The following is a 19795-nucleotide window of genomic DNA, read 5'->3' on the forward strand; positions in this document are numbered from 1 at the left end:
CGCTCAAGGCCTCAAGTGCTCTGGGCCTCAAGCACTCAGGGTCCCGAGCGCTCAGGGGCCGAAGATCTCCTCCACCAGGTCCTCGTCCGAGACGTGGTCCGGCGCCTCGAAGACCACGTCGGCGACGCCCTTGAGGCCGATGCCCCGCTCCAGCGCGGCCACGTGGGCGGCGCCCTCCTGGTCGGTGGCGAAGTCCCACACCCGCAGGCGCCGCACCAGCATCAGCATCTCCAGCCGGCTGATCTTCGGCGTCCGGAGGCGGCGGGTGCCGCCCTTGCGCCCGGCCTGGGCGAGCCGCTGCTGGTAGCCGGCCAGGTCCTGCCAGGCCTGGACGGTGCTCGGGTGGTGTTCGCCCAGCGAGCGCGCGAGCTCGGGCAGCAGGGCGTGCAGGTGCGCCGTCGCGCCTTGCAGGTCGCCCCGGTTGGCCAGGTGGACGGCGAGGTCGTGCCGGGCCTTCAGTACCCGGCTGTCCTGCGGGCCCCAGGCCGCGGTGAGGTCCGGCAGCAGTTCGTGCAGCAGCCGGACCGCGGTGACCGACGAGCCGCTCTCGCCGATGCACCAGGCCAGGTGGTAGCGGGCGCCCAGGGTGTCCGGGTCGGCCGGGCCGAGCGCCGAGCGCATGTCGCCCACCACGCTGGACAGCAGCCGGATCGCACCGTCCAGATCGCCGGTCCGGCTGAGGTACCAGCTGAAGTCCCGCCAGGCGCCCAGGGTGTCCCGGTCGGCCGGCCCGAGCGCGGTGACGCTCTCCCGGGCGATCGTCTGCAGCAGGATCGCCGACTCCCCGGCCGTCGCCGCCCGGTACGCGGCCGACCGGCGCTCGCGCAGCCCGGCCCGGACGGCGTCGTCGGCCGGCGCGGCGACGACCACCGGCGGGGTGGTCAGCGGGGACAGCACGGACGGGATCCCGGCGGGCGGCGCCGGCGGCATCGCGGGCGGGGCGGGCCGGGCGGACGGAGCAGGCAGGGCGGACGGGGCGACGGGCGGCAGCGGCGGAGGCGCCACCGGCACGGGCGGCACCACCGGACCCACCGGACCCACCGCAACCGCGGCCACCGGAGCGGCGGACCCGACGGAATCCGAAGGAGCCGGAGGAGTCGACGGACCCACCGGCCCCGCCCGGTCCACCACCGTCGGAACCGCCGCCCCCGCCCCGCCGCCCCGCCACCCGGCCAGCTCGCCGAGCCGCCGCTCGACCGTACGGGCGTCGGCCGGCCGCTGCTGCGGGTCCTTCGCCAGCAGCTCCGCGACCAGCCCGGCCACCTGCGGCGGCAGTCCGAACTGCGTCGGGTCCAGTGCGGGGGGCGGCTCGTTGAGGTGCTGGTACATCAGCACCGGCGTCGAGTCGCCGCTGAACGGCCGTGCCCCGGTGAAGAGTTCGACGAGGACGCAGCCCAGTGCGTAGAGGTCGGCCCGGCCGTCCACCCGGCCGCCGGTCCACCGCTCCGGCGCCATGTAGGCGGGGCTGCCGACGATCGTCCCGGTGGTGGTCAGCCCGCCGGCGCCGATGTCCAGCTGGGCGATGCCGAAGTCCAGCACCTTGAGGTGCCCGGCGTCGGTGATCATCACGTTGTCCGGCTTGATGTCCCGGTGCACCATGCCCGCGTCGTGGGCCGCCGCCAGGGCTCCGCAGATCTCCCGCCCCCAGCGCAGGCTGAGCGCGGGCTCGGGCAGGCCCGCCCGCAGCACCTCGGTCAGGGTGCGGCCGGTGAGCAGCTCCATCACCAGGAAGGTGACCTGCTGGTCGGCGAGTTCGCTCTGCCCGAGGTCGTGCACGGTGACGATGTGCGGGTGCGAGAGGTTGCCGGCCGCGCAGGCCTCCCGGACGAACCGCAGCGCGGCCTTCGCCTGGTCGCCGCCGTGGTGCCCGATGACCTTGACCGCCACCGGCCGCCGCATCCGGGTGTCCTGGGCCCGCCACACCACTCCGAAGCCGCCCTGCCCGAGCTTCTCCTGCAACTCGTACCGGCCGTCCAGAACATCCCCGACTCGCACGTGCCCCTCCCCCTCCCGTTGTGACGCCCAGACTCTACCGACGGCCCTCCCCCCCGGCACGGCCTCGGGCGCGTCTTGTGGATCTTGTCGGATAGGTCGCGGCGTTGGGGTGCGTGCCCCAACGCCGCGGACCCGGCAGGGATCCTCAAGACACGCCCTGGGTGGAAGGATGGACGGGAGAGCCGCGCAACGGTGCGCGGGCTCGCACCAGCACAGTCCGAGGAGCGCAGTCATGGCCAAGCAGGCCCCGCAGAGCGACCCGGCGCAGGACGCCCCCGAGGTGTCCGCGCCCCAGCACGCGGCGGCCGGCCTGCCCGCCGTCGGCCACAGCCTGCGGATGGCCGCCGAGCAGATGGGGGCCCGCCGTACCCTCGCCACTCTGCTCAAGGTCAACCAGCCGAACGGCTTCGACTGCCCCGGCTGCGCCTGGCCCGAGCCGGAGAAGACCCACACCGCCGAGTTCTGCGAGAACGGCGCCAAGGCCGTCGCAGAGGAGGCCACCGAGCGCCGGATCCGGGCCGAGTTCTTCGCCGCCCACCCGGTCGCCGACCTGGCCGGGCGCTCCGGCTACTGGCTGGGCCAGCAGGGCCGGCTCACCCAGCCGATGCTGCTGGACGAGGGCGCCACCCACTACACCCCGGTCTCCTGGGACGACGCCTTCGCGCTGATCGCCGAGGAGTTGCGCGCCCTGGACACCCCGGACGGCGCCGCCTTCTACACCTCGGGCCGCACCAGCAACGAGGCCGCGTTCGCGTACCAGCTGTTCGCCCGCCGGCTCGGGACGAACAACCTGCCGGACTGCTCCAACATGTGCCACGAGTCGTCCGGTTCGGCGCTGACCGAGACGCTCGGCGTCGGCAAGGGCAGCGTCAGCCTCAAGGACCTCTACCAGGCCGACCTGATCATCGTGGCCGGCCAGAACCCGGGCACCAACCACCCCCGGATGCTCTCCGCCCTGGAGCGCGCCAAGCGGGCCGGCGCGACCGTCGTCAGCGTCAATCCGCTGCCGGAGGCGGGCCTGGAGCGGTTCAAGAACCCGCAGCACGCCCGCGGCCTGGTCGGCCACGGCACCAAGCTGACCGACCTGTTCCTGCAGATCCGCCTCGGCGGGGACCTCGCACTGTTCCGCGCGCTCAACCGGATCGTCCTGGAGCAGGACGGCGTCGACCGCGCCTTCATCGCCGAGCACTGCCACGGGTACGAGGAGTTCGAGGCGCAGGCGCTGAAGACCGAGCGCGACGAGGTGCTCGCCGCGACCGGCCTGCCCTGGGAGCAGATCGAGGAGCTCGGCCGGCTGGTGCTGGCCTCGAAGAAGATCATCGTCTGCTGGGCGATGGGTCTCACCCAGCACAAGCACGCGGTGCCGACCATCCGCGAGGTGGTCAACTTCCTGCTGCTGCGCGGCAACGTGGGCCGCCCCGGCGCCGGGGTCTGCCCGGTGCGCGGGCACAGCAACGTCCAGGGCGACCGCACCATGGGCATCTTCGAGCGGCCGTCGACGGCCTTCCTCGACGCGCTGGGCAAGGAGTTCGGCTTCGAGCCGCCGCGCGAGCACGGCCACGACTCGGTGGACACCATCCGCGCGATGCGGGACGGCCGGGTCAAGGTGTTCTTCGCGATGGGCGGCAACTTCGTCGCGGCCACCCCGGACACCGAGGTCACCGAGGCCGCGATACGGCGCTGCCGGCTGACCGTCCACGTCTCCACCAAGCTCAACCGCTCGCACGTGGTCACCGGCGCCCGCGCCCTGATCCTGCCCACCCTCGGGCGCACCGACCGGGACGTCACCGACGCCGGCGCCCAGTTCGTCAGCGTCGAGGACTCGATGGGGCAGGTCCACTCCTCCCGCGGCGGCCTGCGCCCGCCCGCCCCCGGCCTGCTCTCCGAGACCGCGATCGTCTGCCGCCTCGCCCGGGCCGTCCTCGGCCCGCGGGACACCGTGCCGTGGGAGGACTTCGCGACCGACTACGACACCCTGCGCGCCCGGATCGCCCGGGTGGTGCCGGGCTTCGAGGACTACAACGAGAAGGTCCGCCGCCCCGGCGGCTTCACCCTCCCGCACGGTCCGCGCGACTCCCGCACCTTCCCCACCGCCACCGGCAAGGCCAACTTCACGGTCAACCCGCTGACCGCCCCCGAGGTCCCGCCGGGCCGGCTGCTGCTGCAGACCCTGCGCTCCCACGACCAGTACAACACCACGATCTACGGCCTCGACGACCGCTACCGCGGCATCAAGGGCGGCCGCCGGGTGGTCCTGGTCAACCCCGCCGACGCCGCCGAGCTGGACCTCGCCGAGGGCCGGTACGTCGACCTGGTCAGCGAGTGGACGGACGGCACCGAACGCCGCGCCCCGCACTTCCGCGTCGTCCACTATCCCGTCGCCCGCGGCGGCGCTGCGGCCTACTACCCGGAGACCAACGTCCTGGTCCCGCTCGACTCCACCGCGGACATCAGCAACACCCCCACCTCCAAGGCCGTCGTCATCCGCTTCGAGCCCGACACCGGCACCGCCGAGTAGCCCCCCGGACAGCCCGAAGGCCGCCCCGCGTCCGGTGACGCGGGGCGGCCTCCTCGTGCCGGGCCGGCTCCAGGCCGGTGCCGGGTGTCAGTGCAGCAGGCCGCCCAGCGGCAGCGTGGCCGTGGGGCTGCCCGGCACGGAGGCGCTCGACGAGCCGGTGGTGCTCGGGGTGCCGGTGCCGGTCGGCGTGCCGGTCGGGGTCTGCGTCGGCGTACCGGTGGGCGTCCCGGTCGGCGTACCGGTCGGCGTCTGGGTCGGGGTGCCGGTCGGGGTCTGCGTCGGCGTGCCGGTGGGCGTCCCGGTCGGGGTGCCCGGGTCGGTCGGCGTGCCGGTGCCGCCGGGGGTGGGCGTGGCCGGGGCGGGGGTGGCCGGGGTGCCGCCGGGCGCCGGCGGGTTCGGGGTCTGGTTGGCCGGGCTGGGCGCGATCGGGGTGGCCGCGTCCCAGCCCTTCGGCAGGTCCGGCACCTTCCAGGTGCCGCCGGCGTCGTCCGCCGCGCCGTCCGGGTCGGGCCGGACGGCGCCGAGGATCGGCATCGAGCCGATCGGCGACACCTTGATGAAGGCGCCGGGCCGCGGGGCCTGGACGATGAGTCCGCCGCCGATGTACATCGCGACGTGCGAGGCGTCCTGGAAGTAGACGACCAGGTCGCCGGGCCGCAGCTGGTTGAGCGGGACGTGCTGGAGCTGCGCCCACTGTTCCTGGCTGGTGCGCGGGATGGCCTTCCCGGCGTGCAGCCAGGCCTGCGAGGTGAGGCCGGAGCAGTCGTAGGAGTCCGGGCCGGTGCCGCCCCACAGGTACGGCTTGCCGATCTGGGCGAGCGCGAAGGCGACGGCGCCGCGACCGGTCAGCGAGGGGGTGCGCTCGCCCTTGCCGAGGGCCCCGGAGGCGAGGAAGGCGAGCTGGGCCTCGTCGGCCTGGGCCTTCTCCAGCTGTTCGAGTTCGGTCCGCTGGGCGCCGGTCAGCGAGGAGACCAGCTGCTCGACCGAGGCGAGGTCGGCCGCGACCTTGGTCTTGGCGGCGTCCTGCTGGGTGACCAGCGCCTGGGAGGTCTTGAGGGCGTCCTCGGTCTGCTTCTTCAGTCCGTCGAGCGCTTCCCGGTCGGCCTTCAGCCTGTCCAGGAACTCGGACTGCGAGCGGCTGGCCGCGGCCAGCAGTTCGGCGATGGTAACGGCCTCGTACGGGTCCTTGGAGAGCAGCAGTTCGGCGTAGGCCGAGGTGGCGCCGTTGCGGTACTGGGCGGCGGCGAGCTGGGAGGCGATGTCCGTCCCGGCGTCGACCTGCTTCTGCTGCCGGTCGAGCTTGCCCTGGAGGTCGGTGAGCGCGGTCTGCTGTTCGGTGACCTTGGCGACCGCGCCGTTGTACTGCTCGGTGGCGGCCTCGGCGCTCTGGTAGAGCCCGTGGAGCTGGTCGAGCAGCGGTCCGAGGGTGGCCTTGGCGGCGGCGAGCGGGTCGGCTCCGGGTGCGACGGCGACGCCGGCGCCGGGGTCGGGGGCGGCGTAGGCGGCCTGGGTGGCGGCCGGCAGGGCGAGTGCGGCGGCCGCGAGGACGGCTCCGCACCGCAGGGCCGCCCGTACCCAGGGGCGTACCCCTGACGTCTCCGTGCGCTGTGCAGCCCCGCCCATGGGTGTGTCCTCCCCGCCCTGTCCTGCCCCGGTGGCGCCGTCCGCGGGCTCCCCCGGGGACGACCCGCAGATCCTCCCACGGGTTACTCGGCGGAAACAGAGCGCACGCGGACCAGGAGGTTAATTTCCGATTGATCTGTTGATCTGTGAGACAGCTCTCAGCAAACGGGGGCGAACCGGGATGTTCTCGGCTAATGTCCAGCTCAGCGCGGCCCAGGTCACCCCCCGGAAAGCCCCTGGCCACCGTCGGGACACCATCGGAACCACGATTCCCGGCCCAGTTCACCTTCCGTTTACCAAGCAGACCTACGGTCGCGACGTCACCAACGTCCGTGCGACAACTACGACGATTGTTTGGGTATGGAACACATCTCGTTCCTGGTAGCCGTTGTGATCATCACGGCGCTCGCCTTCGACTTCACCAACGGGTTCCACGACACCGCCAACGCGGCCGCCACCGCGATCGCGACCGGGGCCCTTCGTCCGAAGGTCGCGGTCACCATCGCGGCCCTGCTCAACTTCGCGGGCGCGTTCCTGTCCGTGAAGGTCGCCACCACCATCTCCGGCGGCATCGTCAACGAGAAGGCGGGCGTCCACCCCGAGATCATCTTCGCCGCGCTGGCCGGCGCGATCCTGTGGAACCTGCTGACCTGGCTGCGCGGCCTGCCGTCCAGCTCCTCGCACGCGTTGTACGGCGGCCTGATCGGCGCCACGATCGTCGGCGTCGGCATGAACGGCGTCAACTTCGACACCGTGATCACCAAGATCATCATCCCGGCGGTCGCCTCCCCCATCGTCGCCGGCCTCGCCTCCTGGGGCGCCACCAAGCTGGCCTACGCGATCACCCGCAAGGGCAGCGGCGCCGCCACCGACAAGGGCTTCAAGACCGGCCAGATCTTCTCCTCCTCGCTGATCTCGCTGGCGCACGGCACCAACGACGCCCAGAAGACGATGGGCATCATCACCCTGACCCTGGTCTCGGTCGGCGCCCTGCCGCACGGCGCGCTGCCCCCCACCTGGGTGATCATCTCGGCGGGCGCCGCGATCGCGCTCGGCACCTACATGGGCGGCTGGCGGATCATCCGCTCGATGGGCAAGGGCCTGGCGGACATCAAGCCGCTGCAGGGCTTCGCCTCCGAGTCGGCCGTCTCGACCGTCATCCTGACCTCCTCGCACATGGGCTTCGGCCTCTCCACCACCCAGGTCTGCACCGGCGGCATCATGGGCGCCGGCCTCGGCGGCCCGAAGCCGGAGCTGCGCTGGAGCCTGGTCCGCCGCATGGTCTACACCTGGGGCCTGACCCTGCCGGCCGCCGGCCTGGTCTCCGGCGGGGCGGCCGTACTGGCCCGCCAGGGCACCTGGGGCGTCGCCCTGGTCGGCGCCGTGCTGGTGGCCGGTTCGGCCACGATGTGGATGATCTCCCGTCGCCAGCCGGTCAGCGCGGACAACGTCAACGACGTCCCCGAGATCACCCCCGTCGAGATCACCTCGGCCAACCCGACGGGCGCCGCCCCGACCCCCGCCTCGACCACGGTCGCGGCCTGAGCGCCGCAGGCTGAGGAGCACTCACCATGCACATCAAGTGGAACGCCCTGGCCCAGACCGCCGGCATCAGCTTCGGCGTCACCGTCGCCGTGGTCGCCGTCTTCGCCCTCGGCATCCTGGCGCTGTCCCGCCGGGAGGCCGCGCTGGGCGCCCGTGAGGCGGGCGGCCAGGCGGCCGGCGGCGGCCGGCCCGCGCTGCTGGCCGGCGCGTACGCCTGCTTCGCGCTCTGCGCCTGCGCCGTGGTCTACGGCCTGGTGCTGATCGCCGCGCCGTAGCCCCTCCGGAACGCCGAACGGGCCGGGGAGTGTCGAACACTCCCCGGCCCGTCGCGCGTATCCCCGCGCCGGTCAGCTCTCCTGGGTGGTCCTCAGCGCGGTCTCCCGGATGAACAGCACGGTGACGAAGGCCAGGGCCGCGAAGGGCGCGGCCCACAGGAAGACGGTGCCCACGCCGTGGCCGAAGGCGTCGGTCACCAGCGGCAGGATCGGGGCCGGCAGCTTCGCCAGGTCCGGGATGCCACCGCCGGCCGCCGCGTGCCCGGCCGGGATGTGCGCCGCGGCCAGGTTCTCGGTCAGGTAGTGGCCGACCTTGTTGGTCATCAGCGCGCCCAGCGCGGAGACGCCCATCGCGCCGCCCATGGTGCGGAAGAAGGTGACGACGGAGCTGGCCGCGCCGAGCTCGTGCCGGGGCACCGTGTTCTGCACCGCGAGCACCAGGTTCTGGCTGGTCAGGCCGAGGCCGACGCCGGTGATCGCCATGTAGAGGGAGAGCAGCCCGTAGTTCGTGTCGACCCGGGCGGTGCCGAGCAGCCCGAAGCCGATCGCGAGCAGCGCGGTGCCGGTGACCAGGTAGGCCTTCCACTTGCCGTACTTGGTGATCAGCCGGCCGGCCACGGCGGAGGAGACCGCCAGGCCGATGATCATCGGCAGGGTCATCAGGCCGGCCGTCGTCGGCGACTTGTCCCGGGCCAGCTGGAAGTACTGGCTGAGGAAGGTGGTCGCGCCGTACATCCCGACGCCGACCAGCACGCTGGCGATCGCGGCCAGGGTGACGGTGCGGTACTTGAACAGGGACGGCGGGATGACCGGCTCGGCGGCGCGGCGCTCGACCACCACGGCCAGCGCGGCCAGCAGCACGCCGCCGCCCACCATCGCCGCGGTCTGCCAGGACAGCCAGGGGTAGTTGGTGCCGGCCAGCGTGATCCAGATCATCAGCAGACTGACGGCGGCGGTGATGACCAGCGCGCCCAGGTAGTCGATCTTCACCGAGCGCTTGACCACCGGCAGCTTGAGCGTGCGCTGCACCACCAGGATCGCGGCCAGCGCGAACGGGATGCCGACGTAGAAGCACCAGCGCCAGCCGAGCCAGGAGGTGTCGACGATGACGCCGCCGATCAGCGGGCCGCCGATGGTGGCGAGGGCGAAGACCGCACCGAAGTAGCCGCTGTACCGGCCGCGCTCGCGCGGCGGGACCATCGCGGCCAGGCAGATCTGGCCGAGCGCGACGACACCGCCGGCGCCGATGCCCTGGAGGGCGCGGCAGGCGATCAGTTCGCCGGTGTTCTGCGAGAGGCCGGCCAGCGCGGAGGTGGCGATGTAGATCAGCAGGGCTATCTGCAGCAGCAGCTTCTTGCTGGCCAGGTCGGAGAGCTTGCCCCAGATCGGGGTGGAGGCGGTCAGCGTGAGCAGGGCCGCGGTGATGACCCAGGTGTAGGCGGACTGGCCGCCGTGCAGGTCGGTGAGGATGTGCGGCAGGGCGTTGGAGACGACGGTCGAGGAGAGCACGGCCACGAACAGGCCGAGCAGCAGTCCGGACAGTGCCTCCATCACCTGCCGGTGGGTCATCGGTCGGTCGTCGACGGCGGCTGCGGTGCCGGTCGAGGCCTCGGTGGTCACGGTCATCTGGGTCCTTCGGCGAGGCGGGCGGAGTGCGGTGCGGGGATACGCGGGCATGAAAATTTGTTGCCTTAAGCAACCATACGACCGATGGTTGACTAAGGCAACTTTCTTCAAGCTCCAGTAAAGACCGCGCCCGGACGGCCCGCTCACTCCGCCGGCGACTCCTCCAGCACCTCGTTGAAGCGGTGCAGCAGCTCGGCGAACCGGTCCACGTCCTCCCGCGGCCAGCCGCCCATCACCTCGCGCACCCGCCGCATCCGGACATCCCGGGCGGACTCGTAGCGCCGCCTGCCGTCCTCGGTCAGCGAGACCAGCGCCGCCCGACGGTCCAGCGGGTCCGCCTCCCGGGCGACCAGGTCGAGCTCCTCCAGCGCGCGGATCTGCCGGCTCACCGTCGCCTTGCCGACCGCGAAGTGCACGCCGACGTCCGTCATCCGCACCCGTCCGGCCTGCTCGATGTAACCGAGCATGCTGTACGCCATGCCGTCCAGCCCGGGGTGCACCCGGCGTGAGAGTTCGGCCACTCTCGCGCGGCCCCGCCGGAACATCAGCCCGACCTCACGCTCCACCGCCACCAGGGCTTCCTCGTCCGTCACCGCGTCAGTATCGCCCAGTGGCAGTGGCCGAGAACCGGCGCGGGAGGTAGGACAACCCAACTAGTTCATGGTATTAAGTATCCGTTTTCCGCCGATACGCAAGGAGATGTGGATGGCCGCCCCGGGGCACGGATTCGTCGCCGAACTGAAGGGCGCGGTCACACCGCGTGCGGCACTGCTGGTGATCGGAGTGCTGCTGCTGCAGCTCGGCTTCATCACCTCGTACGTCGGGGCGCTGCACCACCCGACCCCGCACAAGCTGTCGATCGCGGTGGTCGCCCCGCCGCAGGCCACGCCCAAGCTGGTCCAGGCCCTGGAGTCGGTGCCGGACGAGGCCGTCAAGCCCGTCACCGCGCCGGACACCGAGACGGCGACCCAGTGGATCAAGGACCAGAAGATCTACGCCGCGCTGGTCGTGAACCCGAACGGCACCGAGGACACCCTGCTCACCGGCAGCGCCCGCGGCACCTCCGCCGCCAAGGCCGCCGAGAGCGTCACCACCGCGCTCGACAAGTCCCAGGGCCGCACCGTCAGGGTCGAGGACGTCGTGCCGCTGGCCAAGGGCGACACCAACGGCCTCACCGCCTTCTACCTGGTCATCGGCTGGTGCGTCGGCGGCTACCTGGTCGCCTCCATCCTCGGCATCAGCGCCGGTTCCAAGCCGGCCAACGTCCACCGCCTGCTGATCCGCCTCGGCGTCCTGGCGCTGTACTCGGTCGGCGCCGGCCTCGGCGGCACGATCATCGCCGGTCCGGTGCTGGACGCGATGCCCGGCTCGATCCTGGAACTGACCGCCATCGGCACCCTGGTGGTGTTCACGGTCGGCGCCTTCACCATGGCGCTGCAGTGCCTGTTCGGCATCATCGGCATCGGCCTGGCGGTACTGGTCTTCGTGGTCCTCGGCAACCCGAGCGCCGGCGGCGTCTACCCCGCCCCGATGATGCCGCCGTTCTGGCGGGCGATCGGCTCGCTGATCCCGAACGGCGCCGGCACCAGCGCCACCAAGTCGATCGCCTACTTCGGCTCGACCAACCTGGGCATGCCGATCCTGGTCCTGGTGGTCTGGGCGGTGATCGGCGTCGGCGTCGCCTTCCTCGCCGTCCTGCGCGGCCCGCGCTCCGCCGACCGCGAGCTCGCCGCCGAGACCCCCGCCGAGGTCTGAGCCCGACGGCACCGGCACACCGAGGAGCCCCCGGCCACCGCGGCCGGGGGCTCCCCCGCGTTCCGGACCGGTACGGCTCAGCCGCCCGTCAGCGGACCCGGGTCGGCGACGATCGCGCGCACCACGCCCACCGCCGCGCCCAGCAGCGGCCCGCGCCGGCCGAGCCGGGAGACCGTCAGCCGTTCCTCCGCCCACGGCCGCACCGTCACCCGGAAGGTCAGCTCGCGCCGCATCGCCGGCAGCAGCCAGGGCGCCAACCGGGCGTAGCCGCCGCCCAGCACCACCTCGGCCGGGTCCAGCAGGTTGACCGCCCCGGCGGCCGCGATGCCGAGCGCCGAGCCCGCCCCGGCCAGCGCCGCCCGGGCCGGTTCGTCCCCGGCGCCGGCCCGTTCGGCCAACAGCGTCACCCAGTCGCCGCGCACGCCCGCCAGCCCGGCCGCCCGCAGCACCGCCGTCTCGCCCGCGTACTGCTCCAGGCAGCCGTGCGCCCCGCAGGCGCAGCGCGGCCCCTCCGGGTGGACGGGCACGTGCCCGAGTTCGCCCGCGTAGCCGCGCGCCCCGCGCAGCAGCCGGCCGCCGACCACCACGGCCGCGCCGACGCCGGCCTCGGCGGAGACGTACAGGAAGTCCTCCGGGCTCTCGCCCAGCCACCGCTCGGCCAGTCCGCCGAGGTTGGCCTCGTTGTCCGCCTCGACCGGCAGCTCGCCCAGGCCGTCCCCGGCCAGGCGCAGCGCCGGGCGCAGGGCCGCGGCCAGCGGGACGTCCTGCCAGCCGAGGTTGGCGGCCCGCTGGAGCACTCCGCCGCCGACCAGCCCGGGCACGGCCAGGGTCAGCCCGGCCGGGCGCAGACCGGACTCGGCGACGGCCGAGCGGATCAGGTGGGCGAGGTCGGTCATCACGGCGGCGGGCGGCCGGCCGTGGTTGGCGCTCTCCTGGCGCCGCACGGCGCGGACCTCCCCGCGCAGGTCGACCACGCAGACGCCGAGGTGGCGGACGCCGATCTCGGCGCCGAGTCCGCCGGGCCCCAGCGGGTTGAGCCCGAGCGCGGTGCCGGGGCGGCCGACCTTGCCGCTGGGGGCGGCCGGGCCCTCCTCGACGACCAGGCCGGCCGAGATCAGCTGTTCGGCGAGCGAGGAGACCGCGGCCCTGGTCAGCCCGGTCTCGGCGGCCACCTCGGCGCGCGAGCGGGGGCCGCGGGCGATCACCCCGAGCACCAGGGCCAGGTTGGCCCGGCGCATCCCCTGCTGGCTGGCGGGCCCGGCCCGGACGCCGTCCGGCTCCCCGCGCATAACTCTCACCTCACGGTCTCGGAGCGGCTCACGGTCTCGGCGCACCTCGTCGGTTCAGGACGCGTCCCGTGGCATCTCGGGTGCAGCGTAACCGGGTTCCACCTCGGCACGCGCCCGCACGGCGGGGCTGATGAAGACCCACCGCCGCATCGCCCAGAACCGGAACAGCATGGCGCCGAAGGTGCCGACGACCATCCCGCTGAGGAAGTCCGCGACCTCCTGCTGGAACGGGCTGAGGTAGGGCACGCGCAGGTCGAGGACGTACCGGGAGAGCGCCAGCGGGATCACGTTGACGCCGACCGCCACCGCGCTGACCAGGAAGAACAGCAGCGCCTCGGGTCGGCGCCCGTCCGTCCGGAAGGCCCAGCGGCGGTTGAGTACATAGGAGACGACGGTGGCGATCACCGTCGCCACCGTCAGCGCCACCACCGGCGCGTGCGCCAGGACGGTGAACTTGAGCTCGAAGTCGATCACCGTGGTGAGCGCGAAGCAGCCGCTGCCGACCAGCAGGAACTTCACCAGCCGGCGGTGCCGCACCAGGAACGGGCGCAGCCGGGCCGGCACCCGGGCCAGGGCGCGCTGCGTGGGGGACGGCATCTCCGCAGTGTGGCATGCGGAGCCGCCGTCCCCCGTCGATTCGCGAGCGAGCCGAAGGGGCGCCTGCTGCTACCGGTGGGCTCAGGCCGCGGCGACCAGCACCCCGGCGGGCTCCAGGGCCAGCGCGAGCACCTCGCGCACGTCCGCCACCGGGTGGACGGTGAGCCGCTCCAGCACCTCGGCCGGGACGTCGTCCAGATCGGCCTCGTTGCGCTTGGGGATGATCACCGTGCTGAGGCCGGCCCGGTCGGCGGCGAGCAGCTTCTGCTTCACCCCGCCGATCGGCAGCACCCGCCCGGTCAGCGACACCTCGCCCGTCATCGCCACGTCGGTGCGCACCTTGCGGCCGGAGAGCAGCGAGGCGAGCGCCGTGGTCATGGTGATGCCGGCGCTCGGGCCGTCCTTGGGGACGGCCCCGGCCGGGACGTGCAGGTGCACGCCGCGGTCGCGCAGCGAGGTGACCGGCAGTTCCAGCTCGGCGCCGCGCGAGCGCAGGAAGGAGAGGGCGATGTGCGCGGACTCCTTCATCACGTCGCCCAGCTGCCCGGTGAGGGTCAGCCCGGTGCCGCCGGTCTCGGCGTCGGCGAGCGAGGCCTCGATGTAGAGGACGTCGCCGCCGGCTCCGGTGACGGCGAGGCCGGTGGCCACGCCGGGGACGGCGGTGCGCCGCTCGGCCGGCTCCTGGGCGGACTCCGGCACGTGGTGCGGCCGGCCGATCAGGGCGCGCAGGTCCGCCGCGCCGACTTCGGCGGGCAGCTCGCGCTCGCCCAGCTCGGCCTGGGCGGCGATCTTGCGCAGCACCCGGGCGATCGAGCGCTCCAGGGTGCGCACCCCGGCCTCCCGGGTGTACTCCCCGGCGAGCCGGCGCAGCGCCTCCTCGTCGACGCTGACCTGTCCGTCGCCGAGTCCGGCCTTCTCCAGCTGGCGCGGGAGCAGGTGGTCGCGGGCGATGACGACCTTCTCGTCCTCGGTGTAGCCGTCCAGGCGGACCAGCTCCATCCGGTCGAGCAGCGGCTCGGGGATGGCCTCCAGTACGTTGGCGGTGGCGAGGAAGACGACGTCGGAGAGGTCGAGCTCGACCTCCAGGTAGTGGTCCCGGAAGGTGTGGTTCTGGGCCGGGTCCAGCACCTCCAGCAGGGCGGCGGCCGGGTCGCCCCGGTAGTCGGAGCCGACCTTGTCGATCTCGTCGAGCAGGACGACCGGGTTCATCGAGCCGGCCTCCTTGATCGCCCGCACCAGCCGGCCGGGCAGCGCGCCGACGTAGGTGCGCCGGTGGCCGCGGATCTCCGCCTCGTCCCGGACGCCGCCGAGCGCGACCCGGACGAACCTGCGGCCCATGGCACGGGCCACGCTCTCGCCGAGCGAGGTCTTGCCGACGCCGGGCGGCCCGACCAGGGCCAGCACCGCGCCGCCCGCCCGTCGCCCTCCGCCGCCCTTCCTGGGAAGCGCTTCGCGCTGCCCCTCTTGTGTCCCGCCGATCAGGTCGAGGCCCTGGTCGGCCCGGCGCTTGCGGACGGCCAGGTACTCGACGATCCGCTCCTTCACGTCGGTGAGGCCGGCGTGGTCGGCGTCCAGCACCGCGCGGGCGCCGGCGATGTCGTACGCGTCCTCGGTGCGCTCGTTCCAGGGCAGCTCCAGGACGGTGTCCAGCCAGGTGCGGATCCAGGAGCCCTCGGGCGACTGGTCGGAGGAGCGCTCCAGCTTGTCGACCTCCTTGAGCGCGGCCTCGCGGACCTTCTCGGGCAGGTCGGCGGCCTCGACCCGGGCGCGGTAGTCGCCCTCCTCGTCGGCCGGGTCGCCGTTCAGCTCGGCCAGCTCCTTGCGGACGGCCTCCAGCTGGCGGCGGAGCAGGAACTCCTTCTGCTGCTTGGCCACGCCCTCCTCGACGTCCTTGCGGATGGTGTCGTTGACCTCCTCCTCGGCGAGGTGGTCGCGCAGCAGGGTGAGGGCGTACTCCAGGCGGGCCACCTGGTCGGCTTCCAGCAGCACCTTGAGCTTCTGCTCGGCGGTGGCGAAGGGCGCGTAGCCGATGTTGTCGGCGAGTTCGCCGACGCCCTCGATCTGCGCGACGCGGTCGACGATCTGCCAGGCGCCGCGCTTGCGCAGCCATTGGGTGGACAGCGCCTTGTACTCCTTGACCAGCTCGGCGGCCCGTCCGGCCACCGGTGTGCCGACCGAGGACTCCTTGAAGGGCGTGGTCTCCACCCAGAGGGCGGCGCCGGGGCCGGTGGTCCCGACCCCGATCCGGACCCGGCGCACGGCGCGCACCAGCGCGGCGGGCTCGCCGTCGGCGAGCCGGCCGACCTGCTCCACGGTGGCCAGCGTGCCGGCCGCCGCGTACGAGCCGTCCACCCGCGGGACCAGCAGGACCTGGGGCTTGCCGGAGCCGGTGGCCGCCGCGCGGGCGGCCTCGACCGCGGCGCGCACCTCGGCGTCCTTGAGGTCCAGCGGGACGACCATGCCCGGGAGGACGACCTCGTCGTCGAGTGGCAGCACGGGCAGGGTGAGCGGTGTGGACGTCGATGCCATGATCTCTCCCCGGTCAGTGAACTTGAGTCGACCTGACTAAGGCTTCACGCGCGCCGGATGTTCCCGACTCCTTGTTCGCTGCGAGCGAACGCTCCCGTCACCGGAACAGCCGGGGGGAGGCGCCGTCAAAAAGAGGGGAAAGAACGGCCCAAGAGGACCCACGGACCCTGCGGCCCGTCTCCTCCGGATCCCTGCCGGGGCCGCGGCGTCAGCGCACGGCGGACGGCCGCGCCCCGGCCCGCACCATCGCGGCGGCCGAGGCGACGCCCACCGCCCGGGCCCTCGCCGAGCGGATCCCCGGCCGTGGCGGGCGCCGCTCGATCCGGCGCAGCCAGGGCCACAGCGCCATCCCGGTGAGCAGCGCGGCCGGGTGCCCCACGGCCGTGACCAGGTCCTTCCCGGTGGCGATCTGCTGGGCGATCATCAGCCCGGCGCCGACCAGCACCGGCACCCGCGCGGACCGCGGCAGCGCTCCGGCCGCCGCGCCCAGGCAGGCGAACACGCCGTAGCTGACCCCGACGTCCAGGCGGTCCATCGCCTCCGGCGCCATCCGCCCGGCCTCCACCGCGATGATCACCGCGCCCTGGGAGAGCAGCGTGGCCGCGACGTGCCCGATCGCGAACACCGCCGCCGCCCGGGCCGGGCCGACCCGGCGCTCCAGCGGCGCCAGGGTGAGGGCGAAGCCCCACAGGTAGGGCACCCAGTCGCCGCCGGCCACCCAGACCCCGCTGAGCACGAGGGCCCGCAGAGGGTGCTGGAGCAGGTTGTGGCCGTCCGAACTGGAAGCCTCCTGCCAGCGCTGGACGAGTTGCGGATCGGCGAGCCGGGTGAGGGTGGAAGTCGCCCCCACCACGACCAGATATCCGATCGTGAAGGGAGTGCGCCGGGGTGTCGGCACGCGTTCCAGCAGCCATTCGAAGGCGCCGCCGCGAAGTCCGCGCCGGAGCATTCCGTACGGCGCCCTCGCGAGCGCGCGCCCGACGGCGTCCCGCCGCAGTCCCGCCATGACGCCTCCGCTCCACGCCCACGGCCGGCGGTGTCCGAAGGTGCTCGGAGGACCGGCGCGGACGCCGGATTCCGCCCTGCGGGGCGTTGTCGCGGCCACGCTACGTCGAGGTTCTGAGAGGCACCTGAGAAAAGCCCGTGAAGACCGTCGACGCGGGGACCGGCCGGATTTCCGACATTGGTCCAGACCTTCTCCCGATTAACGCGTCAGTAGGGCCTCTGACCGGCGACTTGGCGTCAACTGGACTGCATACGTACCGTTACGCAGAGAAAATTCGCCGGGTAAGGTATCGGCCCGTGCCCACTCGTGCAGTGGGCCCGAGGGCGGCTGGACAGCCGCTCCACGGGCCGGAAACGTCCGGTCCACCTGCCGGGAAGCATCCGCTGTCCGTACGCTGCGAAGTGCGTGGGAGAAGTGGGCGGAACACCATCCGTCCGCCACTTCCGGGCGCGCGACGGGACGGCGGACCCGGCACAGTCCACGACGGAACAAGACTACGAGCGGAGCCCCGCCATCCCCACAGGTGGCCGGCCCGCAGCCCTGGGGGCGGTGGCGTGACCGTGACAGAAATTCAGCAGGACAACCCCAACACCGGCGGCACTGTGAGCAGCCAGCGCAGAGTGCTGGTGGTGGAGGACGAACCCACGATCGCCGAGTCGATCGCGGCCCGGCTGGGCGCGGAGGGGTTCAAGGTCGCCGTGGCCCACGACGGCCCCGGCGCGGTGGACGGCTTCCACACCTGGCAGCCGGACCTGGTGGTCCTGGACATCATGCTGCCCGGCTTCGACGGGCTGGAGGTGTGCCGCCGGATCCAGGCCCAGCGCCCGGTGCCGGTGCTGATGCTGACCGCCCGCGACGACGAGACGGACCTGCTGGTCGGCCTCGGCGTCGGTGCCGACGACTACATGACCAAGCCGTTCTCGATGCGCGAACTGGCCGCCCGGGTCAACGTGCTGCTGCGCCGCGTCGAGCGCGCCCAGCAGGCCGCCCGCACGCCCGCGCTCGGCAGCCTGCGCTTCGGCGAGCTGGAGATCGACCACGTGCAGCGCCGGGTCCGACTCGCCTCGGGCGACGTCCACCTGACGCCGACCGAGTTCGACCTCCTGGCCTGCCTGGCCGCCCAGCCGCGCGCGGTGCTCACCCGCGAGCAGCTGCTGGCCGAGGTCTGGGACTGGACCGACGCGTCCGGCACCCGCACCGTGGACAGCCATGTGAAGGCACTGCGCCGCAAGATCGGTGCCAGCTGGATCCGCACCGTGCACGGCGTCGGATACGCGCTGGAGGCCCCGCTCTCCTGACGGGGGTTTCCGGGCGACGGGCCACCGGGGGGCCCGTGTCCCGGCACCGCCGTGACACCACGCGGGGATCACAGGGGACCAATGACCTTTCCACAGCAACGCAACGGGGACGCCGACGGCGCGCGCCCGCAGACCCTGGCCGCCCGCGCGGCCAGCCGGGTCTGGGCCGACATCCGTCCGCTCGACCCGGTCCGCTCGATCAAGGGCAAGCTCGCCCTGCTGGTGATCGTCTCCGTGTTCCTGGCCACCGGCATGGTCGTCGTCGCGATCCGGTCCGAGACCCAGATCCGGATCATCATGGTCTTCTCCATGATCGCCTCGCTGCTGTTCATGCAGTTCCTCGCGCACGGGCTGACCGCCCCGCTGCGCGAGATGACGGCCGCCGCCCGCGCGATGGCCTCCGGCGACTACAGCCGCCGGGTCGAGGTGAGTTCGCGCGACGAGATCGGCGAGCTGGCGGCCGCCTTCAACGCCATGGCCGCCGACCTCCAGGCCGCCGACCAGCACCGCCGCGAGCTGGTCGCCAACGTCTCGCACGAGCTGCGCACGCCGATCGCCGCGCTGCGCGCCGTGCTGGAGAACGTGGTGGACGGGGTCGTCCAGCCGAATCCGGCGACCCTGGGGGCCGCACTGGAGCAGACCGAGCGGCTCGGCCGCCTGGTCACCCACCTGCTGGACCTCTCCAAGATCGACGACGGCGTGGTCGACCTGGACGCCCGCCCGTTCGAGGTGCGCGAGTTCCTGGACGGCGTGCTGCGCGGGGTCACCGTGGACGGCGCGACGGCCGGCGGGGCGTTCTCCCGGCGCGGTGACGTCCGGCTGGCCCTGGAGGTCAGCCCGGCCGGGCTGACCGCGGTGGCGGACCCGGAGCGGCTCCACCAGGTGGTCGCCAACCTGGTCGACAACGCCTGCAAGCACTCCCCGCCCGGCGGCACCGTGACGGTGCGCGCCAGACCCGAGGGCGAGGAGGGCGGCCTGCTGCTGGAGGTCCAGGACGAGGGTCCGGGCATCCCGCTCGCGGACCGCGGCCGGGTCTTCGAACGGTTCAGCCGCAGCGGCACCGCGACCGCCGCCGGGGCGGGGTCGGACGGCGGCACCGGGCTGGGCCTGGCGATCGCCCGCTGGGCGGTGGACCTGCACGGCGGACGGATCGCCGTCGCGGAGTCGCCGCGCGGCTGCCGCATCGAGGTCCGGCTGCCGGGGCAGTCCTGAGCGGCCGGGACATTTGTCACAGATCCGACACAGACGCATACGAAGATCGTCAATGGATTCGTATGGTTGTTTGTCCGTTTTCGCCCCGATTTGGGGGGCGATCGGGCCCGATCGCTTCCCCTCAGATACGGCTTTCTAACGTTGTTTTTCAGCCAACCTGCAGGTCAGGACTGTGATCTGGGCGACGCCTGGGGTCCGGGGACTGCGCGATCACTGGTCAGGGGCGTAGCCTTAATCCCCGCTGTCCAAACATCCCAAAAGGAAGCGGAAGAGGGCGGTTGCCGCCGTGTCGCCACAGTCCCCTGAAACCCCCAACAGCTCGGCAAGCTCCACTGGCTTCGGCCCCAATGAGTGGCTCGTCGATGAGATCTACCAGCAGTACCTCCAGGACCCGAACTCGGTCGACCGAGCCTGGTGGGACTTTTTCGCCGACTACAAGCCCGGTACCGAGGTGACCCCAGTGACCCAGGCCGCGACCCAGGCCGGCCCCACGCCGACCCCTGCCGCTGCCCCCGCGCCCGCCGCTG

15 protein-coding genes are annotated in these 19795 nt (G+C 73.0%); 7 read left to right on the forward strand and 8 right to left on the reverse strand.

What is annotated here, in order from left to right; genetic code table 11:
• Positions 1–51: 51 nt before the first annotated feature.
• A complete protein-coding gene (locus tag BG452_RS32555; protein ID WP_188307950.1) occupies positions 52–1995 on the reverse strand; it encodes a protein kinase domain-containing protein in 1944 nt (647 codons plus the stop codon).
• Positions 1996–2227: 232 nt separating this feature from the next.
• Here BG452_RS32555 and BG452_RS32560 point away from each other — a divergent pair, with 232 nt between their 5' ends.
• A complete protein-coding gene (locus BG452_RS32560; RefSeq protein WP_188307951.1) occupies positions 2228–4513 on the forward strand; it encodes an FdhF/YdeP family oxidoreductase in 2286 nt (761 codons plus the stop codon).
• An 87-nt stretch (positions 4514–4600) separates the two neighbouring features.
• On the opposite strand, the gene BG452_RS32565 is transcribed toward BG452_RS32560, so the two are convergent.
• On the reverse strand, positions 4601–6136 hold the full coding sequence (locus tag BG452_RS32565; RefSeq protein WP_223243054.1) for an NlpC/P60 family protein: 1536 nt from the start codon (positions 6134–6136) through the stop codon (positions 4601–4603).
• 360 nt (positions 6137–6496) lie between these two features.
• On the opposite strand from BG452_RS32565, the gene BG452_RS32570 reads away from it, so the two are divergent.
• Together BG452_RS32570 and BG452_RS32575 are read left to right on the forward strand one after the other, a co-directional pair.
• Positions 6497–7681, forward strand: coding sequence for an inorganic phosphate transporter (locus BG452_RS32570; protein WP_188307952.1), 1185 nt, complete (start codon positions 6497–6499; stop codon positions 7679–7681).
• A gap of 26 nt (positions 7682–7707) precedes the next feature.
• Positions 7708–7956 (forward strand): hypothetical protein, encoded by a 249-nt coding sequence (locus tag BG452_RS32575; RefSeq protein WP_188307953.1) that lies wholly within the window; start codon positions 7708–7710, stop codon positions 7954–7956.
• A gap of 72 nt (positions 7957–8028) precedes the next feature.
• Here BG452_RS32575 and BG452_RS32580 read toward each other — a convergent pair whose 3' ends face one another.
• Both BG452_RS32580 and BG452_RS32585 read right to left on the reverse strand, forming a co-directional pair.
• The gene (locus BG452_RS32580) at positions 8029–9582 is read right to left on the reverse strand and encodes an MDR family MFS transporter (RefSeq protein WP_223243055.1); all 1554 of its coding nucleotides are present in this window, start codon (positions 9580–9582) and stop codon (positions 8029–8031) included.
• Between the two features lie 143 nt (positions 9583–9725).
• A complete protein-coding gene (locus BG452_RS32585; RefSeq protein ID WP_317621337.1) occupies positions 9726–10175 on the reverse strand; it encodes a MarR family winged helix-turn-helix transcriptional regulator in 450 nt (149 codons plus the stop codon).
• Positions 10176–10287: 112 nt separating this feature from the next.
• Here BG452_RS32585 and BG452_RS32590 point away from each other — a divergent pair, with 112 nt between their 5' ends.
• Positions 10288–11337: an ABC transporter permease gene (locus BG452_RS32590; protein WP_223243056.1), complete on the forward strand. Its 1050-nt coding sequence runs from the start codon at positions 10288–10290 to the stop codon at positions 11335–11337.
• A gap of 77 nt (positions 11338–11414) precedes the next feature.
• On the opposite strand, the gene BG452_RS32595 is transcribed toward BG452_RS32590, so the two are convergent.
• The 4 genes from BG452_RS32595 to BG452_RS32610 all read right to left on the reverse strand — a co-directional run bounded on the left by BG452_RS32595 (position 11415) and on the right by BG452_RS32610 (position 16758).
• On the reverse strand, positions 11415–12626 hold the full coding sequence (locus BG452_RS32595; RefSeq protein ID WP_188307955.1) for an ROK family transcriptional regulator: 1212 nt from the start codon (positions 12624–12626) through the stop codon (positions 11415–11417).
• A gap of 54 nt (positions 12627–12680) precedes the next feature.
• Entirely contained in the window at positions 12681–13223 is a 543-nt protein-coding gene (locus BG452_RS32600) for a GtrA family protein (RefSeq protein ID WP_188307956.1), read from the reverse strand.
• 81 nt (positions 13224–13304) lie between these two features.
• Complete coding sequence (lon, locus tag BG452_RS32605; protein WP_188307957.1) at positions 13305–15752, reverse strand: endopeptidase La; 2448 nt, start codon at positions 15750–15752, stop codon at positions 13305–13307.
• Positions 15753–15960: 208 nt separating this feature from the next.
• The gene (locus BG452_RS32610) at positions 15961–16758 is read right to left on the reverse strand and encodes a rhomboid-like protein (RefSeq protein WP_188307958.1); all 798 of its coding nucleotides are present in this window, start codon (positions 16756–16758) and stop codon (positions 15961–15963) included.
• 560 nt (positions 16759–17318) lie between these two features.
• On the opposite strand from BG452_RS32610, the gene BG452_RS32615 reads away from it, so the two are divergent.
• The 3 genes from BG452_RS32615 to BG452_RS46205 all read left to right on the forward strand — a co-directional run.
• Entirely contained in the window at positions 17319–18056 is a 738-nt protein-coding gene (locus BG452_RS32615; protein WP_094742879.1) for a response regulator transcription factor, read from the forward strand.
• 81 nt (positions 18057–18137) lie between these two features.
• Positions 18138–19268, forward strand: coding sequence for a sensor histidine kinase (locus BG452_RS32620; protein ID WP_188307959.1), 1131 nt, complete (start codon positions 18138–18140; stop codon positions 19266–19268).
• A 286-nt stretch (positions 19269–19554) separates the two neighbouring features.
• Positions 19555–19795, forward strand: a 241-nt coding sequence (locus BG452_RS46205) for a 2-oxoglutarate dehydrogenase E1 subunit family protein (protein ID WP_317621338.1), incomplete at its 3' end; no start/stop codon positions are given.

The organism is Streptomyces sp. CBMA123, assembly GCF_014596465.1.
Lineage (GTDB): Bacteria > Actinomycetota > Actinomycetes > Streptomycetales > Streptomycetaceae > Kitasatospora.

Excerpts from the sequence above, each read along its gene's own strand:
- BG452_RS32560 (WP_188307951.1), top strand. The coding sequence starts at position 2,228 with ATGGCCAAGCAGGCCCCGCAGAGCGACCCGGCGCAGGACGCCCCCGAG.
- BG452_RS32565 (WP_223243054.1), bottom strand. The coding sequence starts at position 6,136 with ATGGGCGGGGCTGCACAGCGCACGGAGACGTCAGGGGTACGCCCCTGG.
- BG452_RS32570 (WP_188307952.1), top strand. The coding sequence starts at position 6,497 with ATGGAACACATCTCGTTCCTGGTAGCCGTTGTGATCATCACGGCGCTC.
- BG452_RS32575 (WP_188307953.1), top strand. The coding sequence starts at position 7,708 with ATGCACATCAAGTGGAACGCCCTGGCCCAGACCGCCGGCATCAGCTTC.
- BG452_RS32580 (WP_223243055.1), bottom strand. The coding sequence starts at position 9,582 with ATGACCGTGACCACCGAGGCCTCGACCGGCACCGCAGCCGCCGTCGAC.
- BG452_RS32590 (WP_223243056.1), top strand. The coding sequence starts at position 10,288 with ATGGCCGCCCCGGGGCACGGATTCGTCGCCGAACTGAAGGGCGCGGTC.
- BG452_RS32595 (WP_188307955.1), bottom strand. The coding sequence starts at position 12,626 with ATGCGCGGGGAGCCGGACGGCGTCCGGGCCGGGCCCGCCAGCCAGCAG.
- BG452_RS32600 (WP_188307956.1), bottom strand. The coding sequence starts at position 13,223 with ATGCCGTCCCCCACGCAGCGCGCCCTGGCCCGGGTGCCGGCCCGGCTG.
- lon (WP_188307957.1), bottom strand. The coding sequence starts at position 15,752 with ATGGCATCGACGTCCACACCGCTCACCCTGCCCGTGCTGCCACTCGAC.
- BG452_RS32610 (WP_188307958.1), bottom strand. The coding sequence starts at position 16,758 with ATGGCGGGACTGCGGCGGGACGCCGTCGGGCGCGCGCTCGCGAGGGCG.
- BG452_RS32620 (WP_188307959.1), top strand. The coding sequence starts at position 18,138 with ATGACCTTTCCACAGCAACGCAACGGGGACGCCGACGGCGCGCGCCCG.